We start from the raw sequence: 18,179 nt of genomic DNA, 5'->3' as shown, positions 1-18,179 counted from the left end.
CCTTTTTTGGAGAAATGATGGATAACGCGTCATTTCTACAATAAAGGAGCTTTAATGCGTTTGGCTACGAGAAAACAATCATAATATTCCTTATACAGGTAATTATGGAGATCGTTTTTTTTCATGTTAGGTTTGATGCATGACTAGTGCAAAAATGTGCCTTGGCGGGCACGGGGCCAGTGAGCGGAGGCCAAATATGTGCCTCGGCGGGCCGACGGCGGATATGCGGAGGCCATTCTTATGAGACAGCCCCCGAGGGTTCAATAAACTCTTACGCCGGATTTGAACGTTTGCTCGATTTCCGCGCGTCCGTCAAGCGAACGGCGAAGCAGTACCAGATCGGCCGGGGCGCCGGGGGTCAGTCCGAAGGCGGAAGGCAGACCCATCAGCGCGGCGGGGCGAACCGATGCCATGTTCCAGGCTTCCGGCCATTCGGCGAGACCGCCGTTCGTCAGATGGGCGACGCCGGCCGTCAGCATCGAGGCCGAGCCGGCCAGCATCAACGGATTGCCGGCCAAATACAGCCTGCCTTCCGGCGTCAGAACGACTCGGCCGCCCACGGGCGTCTCGTAGCCTCCCGGCTCCATGCCCGCCAAAGCTACGGCATCGCTGACGAGCAGCGCTTTATGCCCTTTGACTCTCAGCGCGACCTTCAAAAACTGCTCCGGCAGATGGAATCCGTCGGCGATCAAGCAGCACCAAAGGCGATCATCCGCCAATTGCTCCCATAGGTAATTGGGATGGCGAGGCAGCATCAAGTGGGCCCCGTTGCCCAGATGAGTCGACATCCGCGCTCCGGCTTCGACCGCTTCCCGAATTTGCTCCGACGTCGCCGACGTATGGCCGATGGACGCGATGACCCCGCTTGCCGCACAGCGGCGAATAAACTCCCGGCTCTCCGGCCAATCGGGTGACAGGGTAACAATCTTGATCCGGCCGCCCGAGGCCCGCTGCCAACGGCTGAACAGCTCCCAATCCGGCGGGCGGACATGCCGGCGGTCATGCGCTCCCCTCGCTCCGTCCTCCGGGGAGATAAACGGCCCTTCCAGATGGATACCCGCGATACAGCCGTTCATCAACGGGTCGCTATCGCATGCGTCCGCGATCGCCGCCACCGCTTGTTCGATCGCATCGGCATCATTCGTGATGACCGTCGGATAACAGGCCGTTACCCCTTGCGCCCATAACAGACGAATACACTCGGAGACGGAGGCGGCGGATAGCGGGAGTTGGTTGAAGTCCCGCCCTTGGTAGCCGTTGATCTGCAGATCGACCAAACCGGGGGCGGCTATCGGCAGCTCCTCCGGTGCGTCCGCTCCGCCTTCGGGGACGGCTTCTATGGCCGTGATGACGCCGCCCTTCAGCCGGATCTCGATCGCTCCGCCCGTCGCATAGTGGATCGCCCTTATCATTGCGACGCCCCACCGTAGGAATCAAGGTCCAAATAAAGCGTACAATCCGTATGCCTCCGAAGCACCGATGACGGGCATTCGACCGTCACCGGGCCGTTCAGCGTTTGCTCAACCGCCCCCCGCTTGGTCGGACCCGGCACAATGCAATAGAGATGCGAAGCGGACAGAAGCGTCGGAATCGTCAGCGTCAACGCATGGGTCGGCACGTCGCCGATCTCCGCGAAGCAGCCGTCGTTCACCTGCTGTCGGCGACAGGCTTCGTCCAGTTCGACCGCTTTGATCGTATACGAATCTCCGAAGTCCGCGACCGGAGGATCGTTAAAGGCCAAATGCCCGTTCTCCCCGATGCCCAGGCAGACGATGTCGATCGGCGCCTCGCGAAGGAGCTCCCCGTATCTCTCGCATTCCCTCTCGATCGCGCCGGAGCTGTCGATCAGATGAACGGCCTTGAACCCGACCCGGTCGAACAGCCTCTCGGACAAATAACGGCCGAACGCTTGCGGCGCTTCCTTCGGCAGACCGATATACTCGTCCATATGAAAAGCCGTAATCCGCGACCAATCGATAGAAGGGTCGCCCGTCAAGCCGGCCAGCAGCTCGTTCTGCGAAGGAGCGGCGGCGAAGATCATCCGCAGCTCCGTCTTCGAAGCCAGCAATTGCTTGATTTTCTCGGCAACGGCCTTCGCCGCTGCAGTGCCCATCGCTTCCCGATTGTCGTACACCCGCACTCGCAGCTTGTCAACCGTCGCGCTATGACGCAAAGCGGACTCGCTCACGGCAAATTCCTCCTTCTCTTACCCGAGCTTCACCTCGGCGCGTTGTCGCGAAGATTCGTACGTACCTAGAATAATAGCGAGAGAGTGAATGCCTTCTTCGCCTGTGACGATGGGGTCCCGGTCTTCCCGCACCGCCAACGCCATATCGCGAATCTGGATGCGATGCCCGTCCGGAAGCACGTTAAACGACTCGAATGTCGGCAGCCCAACCTTCTCTCCCTGAACCTCCAACAGCTCGATGCTGTCCTCGCGGTAGATGACTGTTCCTTTTTCCCCGTGAATCTCAAGCCGTTGCCCCTGATCCGGGTAGACGGTCGTCGTCATATTCAGCATGCCCATCGCCCCGCCGCGATACTGCAGCAGAGCCAATGCCGTATCCTCCACTTCGATCTTGCGCTGAAGCGCGCTCGCCCGGCCATACACCGATTCGACCGGACCGACCAGCCATTGGAGCAGATCGACCGTGTGAATCCCCTGGTTCATCATCGCCCCGCCGCCGTCCATCGCCCAAGTGCCGCGCCAGCCGGCGCTATCATAATATTGCTGGCTTCGGTAGATCTTGACGAAGGCGTCGCACAGCGTAAGTCGGCCGAGGCCGCCTCCGTCCAGAAACGACTTGAGGAATCGTGCCGAAGGCGCCATCCGCCGCGGGAACACCGTCGCCAGCTTCACTCCCGCCTTGCGGCATTCCTCAATGATCAAGCGCGCGTCCTCCAGCCGGATCGCCATCGGCTTCTCGCATATCACATGCTTGCCCGCTCGCGCAGCCATAACGGCTTGTTCGGCATGCAGCCCGCTCGGCGTACAGACGTTGACGACTTCGACCTCGGGCGTGGCGAGCAAATCCTCAAGCCGTTCATAGAAAGTCGCGCCGTATTTGTCCGCGAATGCCCGGCCCTTCTCGGGGTTGGCATCGCATACCGCGACCAGCTCCGCCTCGTCGACCTTGGCGATACCTTCGGCATGCACTTCCGCGATGACGCCGCAGCCAATGATTGCGAACCGGACCCGATTTCCTGCGCTCATCCGTTAAACTCCCTTCATCTCGCTCGTCGTATAGACAGCCCGGCTGTCGGCAACGATCGCGGCCTCGCTCGCTTTGAGAATGCACTCGTGCGTCAGAATCGAGGAATAGCCGTCGATCCTGCGGACGAAATCCTCGGAGATCGTCCAGGGAGGCGCTTCCGACGGGACCTTGGCCCATTCGGCTTGGTCCGTCACTTCCAGCAGCAGCGCTTCCTTCCCCAGCAGCGGATCTCCTTCCAGCCGCAGTTCCGCAAAGCCCTTCGTTCCCGTTACGAAAATCCGGCCGTCTCCCCAAGTCCAGCTTTTCTCCGGCGTATGCCAGTCGGCGTACAACTGCATGACCGCTCCATCCTCCATGACGACCTGCAAATTGACCGTATTGTAGAAGGTCGGATGCTGCGGCAGCATATTTTTGTCCACGACGCCGTCTATCCGCTTAATTTCCTTGCCGGTGAGCCACCGCAGCAGGTCGAAATCGTGAACGAGCAGATCGATCAGGATCCCTCCGCACTGTTCCTTGACGAAAAACCAATCCGGACGGGAAGAGGCATTTAACCGATGCGGCTTGCGCGTGCCGATTCCGACAATGTCGCCCAGCTTGCCTTCATCGATATGCTTCTTGACCGTATGGACCGAAGGGCGAAACCTTTCGGTCAGCAGCATGCCGACTTGAATCCGGCCCCGCTCCATGACCCGCCTCAGCCGCTCCAGCCCCGCTTCGTCGACGACCGCCGGCTTGTCCACCATGACGGATTTACCGTGGCGCTCACATAGCTCGATCACGTCAATTTTCTCGCTGTTGATCGACGCGCAGCCGATGATGCCGACCTCGTCGCCGAGCAGCCGTTCGCAGTCTTCGACAAGCGGAATGCCGTATTTGCCGGCAATCGCCTCGGCAAGCTTGCGGTTATCCCGCTCGTAAAGGCCGACGCAAGCGAAACCGAGCTCCCGCATCTCCTGAATAAATATTTCAATATGCCCGTGCTGACAACCGATAATTGCATACGTTTTGGCGTTCATTCCGCGGCTCCTAATTGTTTTTCTCGAACACTTTGTCCGCTTGGCTGCGGAATTCCGCAACCGCCTGGTCAATGGTCGCTTGGCCGAACTGCTGCTTCTGCACGATCTGCTCGAACAGCTTCGTCACTTCCCCGGCGCCCTTCGGACCCGGATCGTACCAAGCCGGTTCGATGCCCGAGACGTGCTCCAGCATGGCGATCATTTTCTTATCGCGGTCCGTAAACTTCGGACTTAAATACTCGCGAACTTTCTTGTTCTCCGGAAGGCCGCGCTCCGTCTCGAGAAGATCGGCCGCTTCCTCGGTATTCACCAGGAAGTCGATCAGCATCGCCGCTTCCTTCGGATGCTTGGATCTCGCCGAGGCCGACAGGAACATCGACGTTTGCAGCACGCTGCCCGTCTTCTGGCCGCGAGGATAAGAGATCATATCGACGTTGTCCTTCATGATGTTCTCGTAAGCGGGCAGAGTCGCGATCCAGGTCGGTCCCATAATGGCCACGCCGCCTTTCAGCAGGGCGTCCTTATTCGGGTCTGCGTTGCTCAGAGGCAGGAACGAAGCCGTCAGGTTAGCCGGAGGTGCGAGCCCTTCCTTGCGGGCGTCCTCCCACATTTGCAGCCACTTCTTCAAGTTGTCGTCCTGGTAGCCGAGCTTGTTGCCGTCGTACAGCTTATCGCCTTCCGAGAACAGGTAGTACATGAACGCTTCCAGCGAGGGAGCCGAATCGAACACGCCGTACGCGTTGCCGCCGAGCTTCGTCTTCAACTGCCGCGCGGATTCGAAAATTTCCTCCCAGGTCGAGTCCAGCTTAGGCAGCTCTACTCCCGCCTGCTGGAAGATCCCTTTGTTGATCAACAGAACGGAAGCGTTGTCCGCCATCGGAATGCCGGCCAGCTTGCCCCCTACCGTGCCTTGATTCGCCAAAATATCGGCGTTCAGGTCGGCTACGCCCAGTTCCTTGCCGGCAAACGGATTCAGATCGGCGAGAATGCTGCGCTCGGAGTATTCCTTAATATACAGCACGCTCATCTGCATAACGTCCGGTTCATTGTTCGCCGCCACCTGCGTGGACAGCTTCTCCCAGTAGCCGTCCCAAGACGAATACTCCGACTTAACCTTAATATTCGGGTGCAGCTCCTCGAACTTCTCGATCGCTTTTATCGTCCGATCGTGCCGTCCTTGGCTTCCCCACCAGGAAAAGCGAAGCTCCACCTTGTCTCCGCTCGAGACTTCCGTTCCCGAGCCGCTTGCGCCGGCCGACTCAACGGCCGAACTCGAAGGCGATACTTCTGTATTGCCCCCCGCTCCGCACCCGGCGATCAATCCTGTAATGAGGGCCATCGGCAGAGCAAGGGAACACCATTTGGACAGCTTGGTCCTTCTATTCATCATTCGCGAACACCCCTTAAGTTTGAATGACTGGCTCTACCTTTCATTATAGGAATCCCGTTTTCGATAAAAATAATAGAAATCTATAAAATGTACCGCAAATATATGAAGTATGAGAGAATGCACCCGCTCCTAGCCGAACTCGGACGGATTGCAGCCCCAATAGCGTTTGAACTGCTGGCTGAAGTAAGCATTGTTCTTGTAGCCTACCAGAAGCGCGACTTCATACAGCTTGTATTTGCCGGATGCCATAAGCTCCTTCGCCTTTTCCATACGAACTTGGGTCAAGTATTGGTTGTAATTGTCTCCCGTGACCTGCTTGAAAATCTGACTCAAGTAGTTGCGGGTCAAATACACCTTGTCGGCAATGACATCAAGCGTTAAATCCTCGGCATAATGCTGCTGCACGTAGCGTTTGATAAAATCGACCGTTTTCCGGTGCTTGTGCGTTCCCCGGCTGCTCATGACCTCGGCGACCGGCACCGTTATCTCCGTCAGCCATGCTTCGAAATCCCGAAGACTCGTCATCCGCTCGATGTCCTTGTACACATACAAGCCCGGATGGATCGTCTCCATCTGAACTCCGCTTTCGTAGAGGGAGATCGCAAGCATGCCCATCAGATCGATGGCCATGTCGCGCAGCGTTCCGATCCCGGGGGCCCCCTGCTCCAGCAGCAGTTCCGTCAACTCCCGAATACGTTCGGGGACCCACTCGACTTGCCCCTGCACGACGGCTTCGACGATCTTCTGATAATGATCCAGCGGACGGCGCATTGCCCTGTTCCCTCTGCCCTGCAGCTCGTCTTCACTGAGCAGCCAGGCATCCCCCATCGCATCTTTGTCCGCCAGAAGGAGGCCGGCCTCCCGGTAGGAGACTGGGATTTGCTGCACGGAGTCCACAGGCTTGCCGACCGCTGCCCACACCTGGAGCTTCAAGAAGCTTCGGATATTGTCGGCATACTCCCGAGCCGTCTGTTTCACGCGAGACAGGACGAACTCCTTGCGGACCTCCGCAGGTACGGACACGAGCAAAACGATAACCCGAGACTGCATGTCCGCCAGTTGAACGCCGGGTCTCGTCCGATTCATCTCTTCGACGATATTTTTGACACCGTACGTGAATTTGGGCAGGTCGCTCGCCTTGTAATCGGCCCGCTCCCGGGTGACGGCATATTCGAGCATGACGACGGCAAAATATTGGCGGGCGAAATCGAGCTTTAACCGCCGGGACACCTTCGTGAAAAAAGCGGTCTCGCTAAAGCCCGGCTCCAGCAGCCCCTTGAACAGCTGCTTCCGCGTCTCGGGCAAGTGAATGTCCAGCAGTTCGCGCAGTTCCCGCTCCTCTTGCTCGCTACTGCGCTTGCTCCGGATTTGCTCCACCGCCCCCCGCAGCACTTCGCCGATCTCGCCCAATGTCGCGGGCTTGGACATATAATTGAACACCTGAAGCTTAAGCGCGGCCTGGGCCACCTTGAAATCCTCGTAGCCGCTCAGAATGACCGCCACGGCCGTATGTTTCCTCGCCCGCATCGCCTCCAGCATCTGAATGCCGTTCATCACCGGCATGTAAACATCGGTCAAAATCAGATCGGGACGATGGAGCTCGATCAGATCCAAGCCTTCCTGTCCGTTCATCGCAACGCCAACTAGCTCGATACCGAATTCTCCCCATGGAACCGATCTCTGCAACCCGTATAGCGTTGTCATATCGTCGTCGACAATGACTGCTCGAATTTTCACGCTCCCCCATCTCCTTCCCGAGATTTCCCCTCGACATTAATCGGCTCCCGATCGAGCATCGGCAGGCTCACGACAACCTTCGTACCCGCCCCCGGCCGGCTATCCACATCGATTCCATATTCGAATCCGAAATAGAGCTCGATTCGCTCCCTTACGTTCCTAAAGCCGGTATGCTCCCGAGCCGCCGGCAGTGCGGCGGGGTCCATTCCGTGACCGTCGTCCTCCACCGTAAAAATGAGCTTGCCTTCCTCCGCCCTGCCGGTCACGCGAATCGTTCCCCGCCTTCCGGAATGGAAGCCGTGAATGAGCGCGTTCTCGACGAACGGTTGGAGCGTAAGCTTCGGCATGTAATAATCGTCCAGCGATTCCGGAAGATCGAACTCGAAGCCGACGTGATTGCGGTAACGGATCTTCTGAAGCTCGGCGTAGCAGTGCAGATGCTCCAGCTCCTTGGCGACCGTAATGAACGAGGCTCCGCTGGACAGGCCGATCCTCAGCATTCTTCCGAGAAGCGACAGCATCCGGCTGATCTCGTCTGCGCCGGATTCGATCGCATGCCAGTTCATCGTGTCCAGCGTATTGTAGAGAAAATGCGGGTTGATCTGCTCTTGAAGCACCCGCATCTCCGCTTCCCTTTTCCGCCGATTCTGTTCATTGACCTCCTCCAGCAATTGCGCCAGGTTCTGGGTCATTTGATTGAAGTTTTTGTTTAAGTAGCCGAACTCATTCTCGTAATCGTTCTCGACCCTCAAGTCGAGATGCCCCTGCTTCATCCGGTTCATCGCCTGAATGAGACGGCGGATCGGGCGAACGAACTGTCTGGAGAGGAAGAAGGCCATCGTAATGGCCAGAACGACGCATAGGGCGACGGCGAGACCGATCGTCTGCTGAATTTTCCGACTGCCCTGCGTAATCTCGTTCCATGGAATGACGTCCATCGTGGTCCAGCCGGTACGCTGCTGCTTGCTCCAGATGAGCAGCCGCTTGACGCCAAGCTCGGCGACGGCATAGTTCGCTCCTTCCGCTGCCCCGTCCATAATCCCAGGCAGTCGGTCGGCCAATTCGTCATAAGGAACGGCATGCTCCGTTTCGGGATCGGAGTCCACCATTAGCCGCAAGCTCGTATCCAGTACATATCTGGCTCCGTCCGCCGTATCCCCCGACATCAGCTGCCGGAAGTAAGACAGCTTCAGGTTAAAGGAGAGAATGCCGATCTCCTCCCCCTTGGACGAGAGCACCTTGCGCATGAAGCTGACGACGCCTTCCTTCCCGACCAGGTAGCCTGCGACCTCCAGGGGCCGGGCTCCGAACCACGCCGAATCGGCGTTGCGAATCGTTTCGTAGGAGGGGCTGTTCTTCAAAATATCGTAAGCGAACACGCCGTTGGCGCCGATGTGCGTGCTGACCGTCGTATTGACGGCATAGAGCTGCACGGAGTGAACCGCTTCGTTCACATAGCTGTGTCGGCTGAGCAGATCAATGACCTCGGCGTTCTGCTCGATCCGTTCAAAAGAAGATTCGCTCTTCTGCAAATATTGAATGACGACCGGGTTGCTGGAGATGACCAGGGAATCGTTTTCCACCGTCTGTAGCTGCAGCTCGATCTGCTTATTGATCTCGTTCAGGAGCAAACGACGAGAAGAGATCGTCTTGTCAACGACCTCTTGGTTTGTAATATAGTAGCCCGTACTGCCAAGCAGCGCGATGAGCACGGCGGATATGAACAGAAACGAGGTGAAAAAGGTGACGGAAAAAGAGAAGGTTTTAAAAGGATTTCTCATGAGGTTCACCTGCCCAGGTTGTTATTAACCTTAGCATAAGCCGCGATATCCGGTTGTACAAGCGTCATTAGCCTTTGATCCCCGTCGTCGCGATCCCTTCCACGAAATACTTCTGGGACACCAGGAACAGAACGAAGCTCGGAATGACGGACAGTACCGACATGGCGTACATCGGCCCCCATGTCACGGCCGAGGAATTGTCGAGAAACAGCCGGAGTGCCAGTGGAACCGTATATTTGGCCGTGTCCGTCAAATAAATCATTTGCCCTAGAAAATCGTCCCATGTCCAGATGAAGCTGAACAGCGCCGTCGTGATGAGCGCAGGCATGCACAGCGGCAGCACGATTCGAAACGCGATCCCGAGCATCGAGCAGCCGTCGATCTTGGCCGATTCGTCGAGATCCTTCGGGATGCCGCGAATGAATTGGACGACCAGGAAGACGAAGAACGGGCTGACCGCCAGAAAGTGCGGAACGATCAGAGGCAGCGTCGTCCCGACCCAATCCAGATTTTTGAACAGAACGTATTGCGGCACCAGCGTCACTTGCGTCGGGAGCATTAGCGTCAGCATGAGGATGCCGAACCATAAGCTTTTTAACGGAAAGTGGAGACGGGCAAAGCCGAACGCGACGACTGCGCTCGAGAGTACCGTTCCGACGACCGACAGGCCCGCGACAAAAAACGAATTGTAGAAAAAGTGGCCGAACGAGAAGCCGGAAATCGCCGTCCACCCCTCGGCAAAGTTAGCCCAGCGCAGCGTAGACGGAATCAAGTTCGCTAGCGGAATTTCCTCGTTCGTCTTGAGCGAGCTGCCGACCAGCCACAGGATCGGATAGATCATCAGGAAGCTGCCTGCGATCAGCACCGCGTAACGGGACAAGAGCTTGTACTTGTTGGCGATCAAAGTCATCGGAGGTTCTCTCCTTTCGGATTAATTTTCATAATGTACCCAACGCCGGGAGCTTCCAAAGATGATCCATGTCGACAGGGCGATCAGAATGAGCAGCACCCACGCCAACGCGCTCGCATAGCCCATATCGAAATAGGCGAAAGCTTTCTGGTACAAGTAGAGCGCGTATACCAGGGTCGAGTTGATCGGCCCGCCCTGCGTGACGACGAACGCTTGGGTGAACATCTGGAAGCTTCCGATCGTCTGCATGACAAGGTTGAACAAAATAATCGGAGTCAGCATCGGCAGCGTAATTCTAAAGAAGGTTCGTATCCTCGACGCCCCGTCCACCGAGGCGGATTCGTACAGATCCTTCGGAATTTGCTTTAATCCCGCCAGGAAAATGACCATTGAAGAACCGAACTGCCACACCGCCAGCATGACGAGCGTATACAGTGAGGTGGTCGGCAAATTGATCCAGTCCGTCGCGGGAATACCGATCAGCGAGAGCGCCTTGTTCACGATGCCGTCGATACCGAACAAATTCCGCCAGATCGCCGCGATCGCCACGCTGCCCCCGACCAGAGACGGCAAGTAGAAAATCGCGCGAAACAGCGTCATGCCGCGGATCGCCTTGTAAAGGAGCATGGCCACCAGCAGAGCGAAGATCAGCTTAAGCGGAACGGACAGCACCACATAGGTAAAAGTAACCTTAATAGCTTGCACGAACGTTTGATCTTCCATAAAAATTTCGCGATAGTTCGCCATCCCCGCCCATTTGGGCGATTCCAGCAAATTATAGTGGTTTAAGGAGTAGTACAGCGATTGAAGCATCGGCCACAGGGCCAACGCCAAAAATCCGATCAACCACGGCGAGATAAACGCGTATCCCCACACGGATTCCGCATGCTTGTTCAGCTTGCGGCCTCCGCCGGCCTTAGGGGCCGACTCCGATTTTACTGCCATAGCGCACACACTTCCTTTCTTCGGTCCATTTCCCTCCATCGAATAAGTTCATTTTAGCCAGCGGGCCGGCTCGTCTAAATAAGAGAAATCTATAATTTGTAACGGATATATACGAAGTTGAAGGTACAGGGAGGAGCTAGCGATAAAAAAACAACCATCGACGACTGAGATCGTCGTCAATGGTTGTTGGGAGCCCTGGTTCGAGGGGGTTACTTGTCGATCAGTTCGGTTGTTTTCAGCCGTCTTGCGATCCGATTTAACGCATACGGGCGACCACTGCTAACCGACCGTTTTCGGATGAGTATTCGCAGGTAGACAGTACAATAAGTCGATCGCCGTACTGGGCGGTCACACCCGTATCATAAAGCGCGAGTTTTTTTATGTTTTCAACATAGGAAGCGAACTCATCGGGGGTTCCTACCTTCTCAACCTGATAGTACTTGAAGACATCGTCCGATTTGCGATAAACCTCTGAGAGAATAACGGCCACAATCTCGTATTCCGCCTTCTCGTAAAGGGTGTTGAACTGGATCGTAGAATGCTCCTTATAGTAGCTTTCTTTTTTGTAATTCAGTAAATCCGCAAACATTAGGCCACTTTTCATGTTATGACCGTGAAGCAGTAGAATGTCCGATTCTTCTATCCGGTTCTGGGCGTCCAGAAAGGGCAGCCCGTTTTGGTTTTCCTTCTTATCGAAGTCATGATCCAGATAGTACTCAGCGTCCTGCGGGTTTTGCATGACCGGATAGTCGATCCGGGTGTTATCAATGGTTAGCCAACCGATCATGTCCGAGTTTCGCTCGTAGAGCTCCCGATACTCCGGAAGTATGACCGGCTTGCTTGCCTGCTTGATAGAAAGCGGGGGTATTTGAACCTCCCCACCCGTATCCGATCTCGTTTGCTCCAACTGCCGCGTCAGCTCGTCGATCTGTTTCTGTGCCTGATAATCCCGTATGAGATTCCTCGCGAGGCCTGCCAATGCAAAGACCAGCAAAAGAACGGAAAAGGCGATAAGAACTTTTTTTGTTTTTGTCATCTCTTATCGCCGCCCCGCATTAGTTGATCTTTTTCTTTCTGAATGGTATTGCGATTAGGAGTCCGATCAAAGCAATCAGCGCCAGCGCCATGTAGAAGGTCGAAGATGCGCCGCTGTCTCCTGTTTTCGGAACGTTGTCCAGCTCGTCATCTTCAGGCGGCCTGGCATCAATTCCCTTGCCGGATCCGTTGTTGCCGTCAGGCGGGTTACCGTTGTCGGTTCCGTTGTTGCCGCCAGGCGGATTGCCGTTGTCGGTTCCATTGTTGTCGCCGCCAGGCGGATTGCCATTGTCGGTTCCGTTGTCGCTGCCAGGCGGATTGCCATTGTCGGTTCCATTGTTGTCGCCGCCAGGTGGGTTGCCATTGTCGGTTCCGTTGTTGCCGCCAGGCGGGTTGCCGCCGTCGGTTCCGGGGTTGTTGCCAGTGTTACCGCCTGTATTGCTGCTAATCGGCTTCATGGGCACATCGTATCTGACGATATCGAAATCAACGCCGATCGTTTTGCTCGTGTGCTTCTCGTACCCGTCCTTCGTTACAACAAGATAGTAATCCGCTTCAGGAAACACCATGAATGCATAGAAGCCGTTAGCGTCGCTTTCCTGATCCGGGCTCTCGTTGTCGCGCGGCGGAAAATTTGGAACCGGTGGCAGCTTTACTTTATCGCCCGGATTGCGGCCGTTAGCTCTATTTCGCGGCGTATCCGCATAGTAGAGTGTCACGGTGGCTCCTTCAATCCTCTTGCCGGTGACTGCATTTCCGGTCGTCTCGTCATACACAGTACCGTAAGGGTCTACCAATTCCTCGGAAATATTCAATTCTCCGTTGGCTTTCACGTCCAGTTGTGTCACTTTGAAGAGCAGCACCTGGCCGTCCTCAGCCTTATAGCGAACTTCCATCGTATACTTCTGCTCGCTTAGACCTTCTACAGAGAAAGTACCGTCCGAAGCCAGTGGGAACGCCTTGGGCTGGCCGTTCTCTTCAATATAATTGCCGTCCTTATCCTTCAAATAGATATACATATCCTTGGTAACGGAGCTGTCGAACAACGTTGTTGATTTATCCAACTGCTTGAACATAACAATCCCTACTGCGGTAATATCCGCAGGAACGGTCTCCTCCGTCACGCCGCTGTCCACATTCGCTTTTTGCGTGAACTCGATAGAGACATCCTTCCCGCCTACATGATACACCTTCGTGTACGTGATCGTATAATCGGTATCCGCATTGGCAGGGATCGAATATTCACCATTCTTGTCCGTCTGGATCGTCTGCTTCTCGCCTGTCTGCACATTCGTTACTATGATTTCCGCATTCTGAATGACTTCACCTGTGTTATTGTCGCGCAGCACGCCTTCCAAATATGGACGGGTATTGACAAAGTGTGCTTCTGCCGCTATTTTCTCCGGAATCGTTCCTGTGCGAATGAAGTTTTCAGGATCCGTCACATAGCCGTCGTTCGTATAATCAACTTGGGTCACCTTATACTGGAGATGTGTTGGAAGTCCTTGAATAACGAACGTCTGACCATCTGAAAGCTCGAAGGGATCTCCGCTCTTGATCGTACCCGTGCTGCCGTCCGACTTCTCATAGGAGTAGGAGCCGTCCGCTCCCTCGCCTGAGAAGAGAACAGTGTACTTGAACAGCTTCTGCTTGTCGTCATCTTTACCTTTAACCGTGTTACTGATGAGCAGACCGCCGTTCACCACTCGCGTGTTCGTGAATAGGGCTTGCTCATCCGTGCCTTTCATGACTCCCTCAGCCAACAATGTAGGGGTGGTCACATATTCCTCATTTGTATAGCTTGTCTGAGTCACGGTGTATTTCAGATCCTTAGGCAGATCCAAAATATCCAGTGTCTCTCCGTCCTTGAGCTTGAAAGTGTAACCGGATTGAATTTTGTCCGCTCCCGTGTTGCCATTCTTCATATACGAATAGCTTCCGTCTTTGCCTGTGCCCTCAAAAGTTACGGTATACTTGAACTCCTTCGTCTTGTCGCCGCCATTGCCCATGACCGTATTGTTGATAGTCAACTTGTTGACGGTCCGATCATTGACGAAGTCCGCTTTGTGATCTCCATTCTTATCAATGGTTCCTTCGTATAAGTAAGTGTTCGGCGTAGTGATATAGTTATCGACGGTATATCCATTCTGAGTGACCTTGTAGGTCAGACCTTCAATCAATTTCGGAATTACCAGTGTTTGGCCGTCTTTGAGCTTGAAGGTATCACCTGACTTGATTAATCCGGCCTTGCCGTCAGGCAACGTGCATTTATAGCTGCCTTCCTTGCCCACTCCGTCAAAGATGATCGTGTACTCAAACTCATTGTCCTTGTCCCCGCCATTGCCCGTTACCTGGTTGCTGATCGTCAGCTTGCCTGTGGCAGGTGTAGGGACAACGAGCGGATTATCCTGAGTTACTTTGATGCCGTCTACCCAGATCGGTTTACCCGGCGTATTTCCTACATACACCTGATACACATGGGTGATCGGAAGTCGGGTATCTGGATCAATGGCGGTTTCCTTCAGTTCGTAATAACCCGGATCCGGGAACAATAGGTTTAGCTTGCCGTCTACACCTGTGGTTCCATTGGCGACTTGCGTACCGCCATCCTTCTTGTACAGCGTATATTCTACGCCTTGAAGCGGCTTTCCGTCAGGGTCTACCTTTTTTAAAGACAGCAGGGCATTGGAGCTGGACGCACCTGCTACGTCTGTACTATCCAGCGTGCTCTCGCTCTTAGCGCTGACAGATTTCAGCTTGTCATCGCCCATCAGTTTGACCTCGTTGCCCATCTTGTCCCCGGCTTTGGCCTTGGAAGGGTCAACCTCGGTCTGGTACACAAATTGGTAGAGCTGATTCGGATCGATCATTATGAACTTTAGTACTGTCGTACCATCCCCACCTGGTGCAGCTTCCACTTTAACTTCAGCGTTCGGGTCACTTAGATCCAAAGCTGCGCCTTCTCTTTCCAGAGCACCGCTAGCAGTCAATTGGGCACGGTAGATCGCCATACTAGGCGCCGTCAGTACGGGCTTGCCGCTTTCATCCTTGCGCAGGTTCATACCTGCCCCAATTGTGTCCTCCAAATAAACGCCTTGCTCCATGTTATATGGCGGATAGTAGTTCACCGTCCATTCCAGCACGCCCGGAAATGGTTTGGTTACCGACTTGCCCAGCGCCTGAACCGGTACAATGACCTTACGCTGTTCGGTGAGGACCTTTTCCACTCCGCCCCATGTCATATGAAGGGCGGCTTGGTTATACACAACTTGCTTTGTTGTTCCGTTTGTCGTGTATTCCTCCAAGTATTTCTCCAATGCCGCATTGGAAGGTCTGGCCTTGACCAGAATGACATAAGGACTTTCCAGCTTGGAAAAAGTAAACGTCCCCACATTGCCATTTTTAGCAAAGCTGACTACATGAGCATTAGTGCCTGGCTCAATAATTTTTTGGGCATCGTTTCTAGTACCATATTCTTTACCCGAACCATTGTCCGAAGAGCCTTCCCACAGTTCAAAATCTTCCCCTTCGGGAAAAGGAACAAATTCCCAGTCCTTTGGCAGCGAATCCACCAGTCTGATATTGCTAATGACCCGATTACCGCCAGCCTTAGCCATCTCCTCCGTGTTGTACCCCGGCATATTCACCGAGAGCCTGAAGGTCACCGTCTTGGTCGTCCGGTCGTAAGCGGAAATCGTCCATGCCTCATTGCTATCGTTTCGAATGTAGCTGCTAACGTTATTTGGAGCAACGTTCTCAGGCGTACCATCTATCTTCAACGGCTTCGACGCAAAGAGCATATCCTTGTTCAACATACGCACATGAAGATTGACAGAGTTTTGCGCTGATTTTACGGTTCCCCCGTCAAAGAGCAAAGCCCGATTCCAACGTGCTTTCCCTGTCTCATTATTCTGCCTAAAGAGGATGTCCGTGTTGGTCTCAAGTGCACGGAAACTGAAGGATGCAGCATTGTCGGTGGTGTATCCGGTCACCTTGATCAGATCCGCCACTACTTCACCGTTTACCGTTAAAGGAATAGCCTTCAACGTCAAACCGTTTGAGCTCTTAAGAGTACCCGCATGGTACTGCTTCCATAACTGCGCATCATTTACATTTTCTTTGATTTTCGCAATCGTTTCCTTACTAACCTCGCCGGTTGCATCCACAGCGTTATCCAAGACGCTCATATCTCCGCCATGCACTAGTACATCATATACTATTGCATCTGGTAGAGCATATTGCGGTGTCAGGGTAACTGTCCATGTGACGCTGCCGAGGTTAAAATCTTCCGTCGAAATAGAGCCACCTTTTGTAAAAGTGTGTGCTCCGATGGTGACAACCGCCTCGTCTGTCACTGCAGCAGGTCTTATACCGCTCGTCACATCGTTGTCCTGTATGCCGCCTGATGTAACCAGATTCCAATTGGCTCGTGGATCGATCCTGAAATAAGATCCGCTTGTCACGTTACTTTTAATCACTAGCTCCACTTTACCGTTAATTTCGCCGAAAGAGTAAACACCATTTACGTCGGGTGTAATTGATGTTACCTGAGAGGGAACATTATCCACCCATGTCTGCCATGTGGCTGAAGTAAACTCTAGCCCAGTTGGAAGTACATTTGTGATAGTAAAGTCCTTTAAACCTTTTTTGTTATATTGGTTGACAACGACTTTCCATGTGATCATTTCATTGGCATGGTCATACGAAGCGCTGGCTTGAATCCAGTCTGGTGCAAAAGAAATCTCTAGACCTGCCTCTACCAACTTATCGTTGTCCTGTTTCAGTTGCACTTTGCCATGCATGTCCCGATAGCTGCGACCAAGATTGCCTGGCGGATTCCGGTACTCAACATAATAGCCTTCCTTTGGAATCCATGTTTTATATTCGACCTTGGGATCCACACCGGTTCCTGGAGGAAAAGTATAAGTCAGCGATCCGTCCCCACCAATGCTTGGGGTTGCCTCAATTTCATTTACTTTGAATGAACCAGGCACGTAGATGCCGCGAACATTACCAGAGCCAGTATTATAGGATGCAGGGTCAGTGTAAAATGTCTTCCCATCCAGCGACAGTTTGATCGTGCTATCAAACTGATCGAAAGAAGACGCCGTTGACTGCCAAGTTATTGCTCCTTCAACAAATTGCGCGAGTTGAATTCCGCGATAACTATATTGATCCCACTTGACCATTCCAGGCGAGGTCAAGTTGATGCTGTATGCCGCTGTAACATCCGGATTTTTGAGCTGGTAAGCTCCCCCGAAAATTTGGATCGGCTTCGCTTCCCCATAGTCCAAACCAGTCAAGTCCGAATTGGCGGTAGTTTCAAAACCGAACGAAACAGCTCTTCCGACACCGTTGAAGAAACTTGCATCTCCGTCAAAAACAATCCTAATGCTCCCCGCAGTGAAATAGGCGGTGCCAAGCTTTTTCGAGCCCATTTCTGTTTGTGCATTCAGGGTTTTAGTAGCTATCGGGAGGACCACTTCCTGGAAGTAGACTTCTCTTTTGAGCTCTATCCAGTCGCCCTGCTGAATGTATTGGTCAGGATCAGCATTGGTCGGATTAGGATCATCGCCATTCACCGGCACCTTGAGACCTTCAGACTTAAGCGTAAATTGCTGTCTACCCTGGATTGTGCCGTCAGGGTCAACAACAGCGTTATTTTGCTTCACTTCCAGCGGAAAAGTTGAATTCGCTCCCATGAATATAGTCGTTTTATCCTCCGGTCCCGCCCGCAGCATCATTGGAAGGACCCCCTCCGGGTCCCCATACACCGCCTCGGTTACCGACGACTCGGGAGCCGTAATTTCAGGCTCTTCCAGTTGATTCGCGGAAGCGGTAAAAGTCACAGTCTGCAAGGCCAGCAAGATCGCCAAACAGAAGGACAACACCGACTTGTACAAGATTGGTTTTCGTGATAGGTTTCGTTTTCGTGCCATCCTCATTTCATCCTCTCCTTCGCTTTTTCCGCCTTCTTTTAGTCGTAAAAACGACAAAGAACGGCATTATTCCGCAGATTATTTTCAGTCTATCACCCCGACCTAGACAAAAACTCTACAAGCCCCCCGTGATTAGAAAAACGCCTTGCGGCGGCCTTCGGACAAGTATCGCGTGCGAAAGGTGATCTGATCTCTCCTGTGATTAAGC

The 18,179-nt window shown here is 54.0% G+C and carries 11 protein-coding genes; all 11 read right to left on the bottom strand.

What is annotated here, in order from left to right:
• Nucleotides 1-260 precede the first annotated feature (260 nt).
• Nucleotides 261-1,412: an N-acetylglucosamine-6-phosphate deacetylase gene (locus DFP98_RS27885; RefSeq protein ID WP_116063916.1), complete on the bottom strand. Its 1,152-nt coding sequence runs from the start codon at nucleotides 1,410-1,412 to the stop codon at nucleotides 261-263.
• The gene (locus DFP98_RS27880; RefSeq protein WP_116063924.1) at nucleotides 1,409-2,113 is read right to left on the bottom strand and encodes a glucosamine-6-phosphate deaminase; all 705 of its coding nucleotides are present in this window, start codon (nucleotides 2,111-2,113) and stop codon (nucleotides 1,409-1,411) included. The genes DFP98_RS27885 and DFP98_RS27880 overlap by 4 nt, the downstream gene beginning before the upstream one ends.
• 93 nt (nucleotides 2,114-2,206) lie before the next feature.
• Entirely contained in the window at nucleotides 2,207-3,214 is a 1,008-nt protein-coding gene (locus DFP98_RS27875; protein ID WP_116063915.1) for a Gfo/Idh/MocA family protein, read from the bottom strand.
• A gap of 3 nt (nucleotides 3,215-3,217) precedes the next feature.
• Nucleotides 3,218-4,234 (bottom strand): Gfo/Idh/MocA family protein, encoded by a 1,017-nt coding sequence (locus tag DFP98_RS27870; RefSeq protein ID WP_116063914.1) that lies wholly within the window; start codon nucleotides 4,232-4,234, stop codon nucleotides 3,218-3,220.
• Between the two features lie 10 nt (nucleotides 4,235-4,244).
• Nucleotides 4,245-5,624, bottom strand: coding sequence for an ABC transporter substrate-binding protein (locus DFP98_RS27865; RefSeq protein ID WP_116063913.1), 1,380 nt, complete (start codon nucleotides 5,622-5,624; stop codon nucleotides 4,245-4,247).
• A gap of 129 nt (nucleotides 5,625-5,753) precedes the next feature.
• Nucleotides 5,754-7,361, bottom strand: a complete 1,608-nt coding sequence (locus DFP98_RS27860; RefSeq protein ID WP_116063912.1) for a response regulator — start codon at nucleotides 7,359-7,361, stop codon at nucleotides 5,754-5,756.
• Nucleotides 7,358-9,142, bottom strand: coding sequence for a cache domain-containing sensor histidine kinase (locus DFP98_RS27855; protein ID WP_116063911.1), 1,785 nt, complete (start codon nucleotides 9,140-9,142; stop codon nucleotides 7,358-7,360). The genes DFP98_RS27860 and DFP98_RS27855 overlap by 4 nt, the downstream gene beginning before the upstream one ends.
• A gap of 67 nt (nucleotides 9,143-9,209) precedes the next feature.
• A complete protein-coding gene (locus DFP98_RS27850) occupies nucleotides 9,210-10,052 on the bottom strand; it encodes a carbohydrate ABC transporter permease (RefSeq protein WP_116063910.1) in 843 nt (280 codons plus the stop codon).
• 21 nt (nucleotides 10,053-10,073) lie between these two features.
• Complete coding sequence (locus DFP98_RS27845) at nucleotides 10,074-10,997, bottom strand: carbohydrate ABC transporter permease (protein ID WP_116063909.1); 924 nt, start codon at nucleotides 10,995-10,997, stop codon at nucleotides 10,074-10,076.
• Nucleotides 10,998-11,253: 256 nt separating this feature from the next.
• Nucleotides 11,254-12,033, bottom strand: coding sequence for a class B sortase (srtB, locus tag DFP98_RS27840; protein ID WP_116063908.1), 780 nt, complete (start codon nucleotides 12,031-12,033; stop codon nucleotides 11,254-11,256).
• A 19-nt stretch (nucleotides 12,034-12,052) separates the two neighbouring features.
• On the bottom strand, nucleotides 12,053-17,971 hold the full coding sequence (locus DFP98_RS27835; RefSeq protein ID WP_116063923.1) for a DUF7601 domain-containing protein: 5,919 nt from the start codon (nucleotides 17,969-17,971) through the stop codon (nucleotides 12,053-12,055).
• Nucleotides 17,972-18,179 lie beyond the last annotated feature (208 nt).

This window comes from Cohnella phaseoli, from assembly GCF_003386235.1.
Lineage (GTDB): Bacteria > Bacillota > Bacilli > Paenibacillales > Paenibacillaceae > Cohnella > Cohnella phaseoli.
This window is presented reverse-complemented; position numbering and strand designations above follow the sequence as displayed.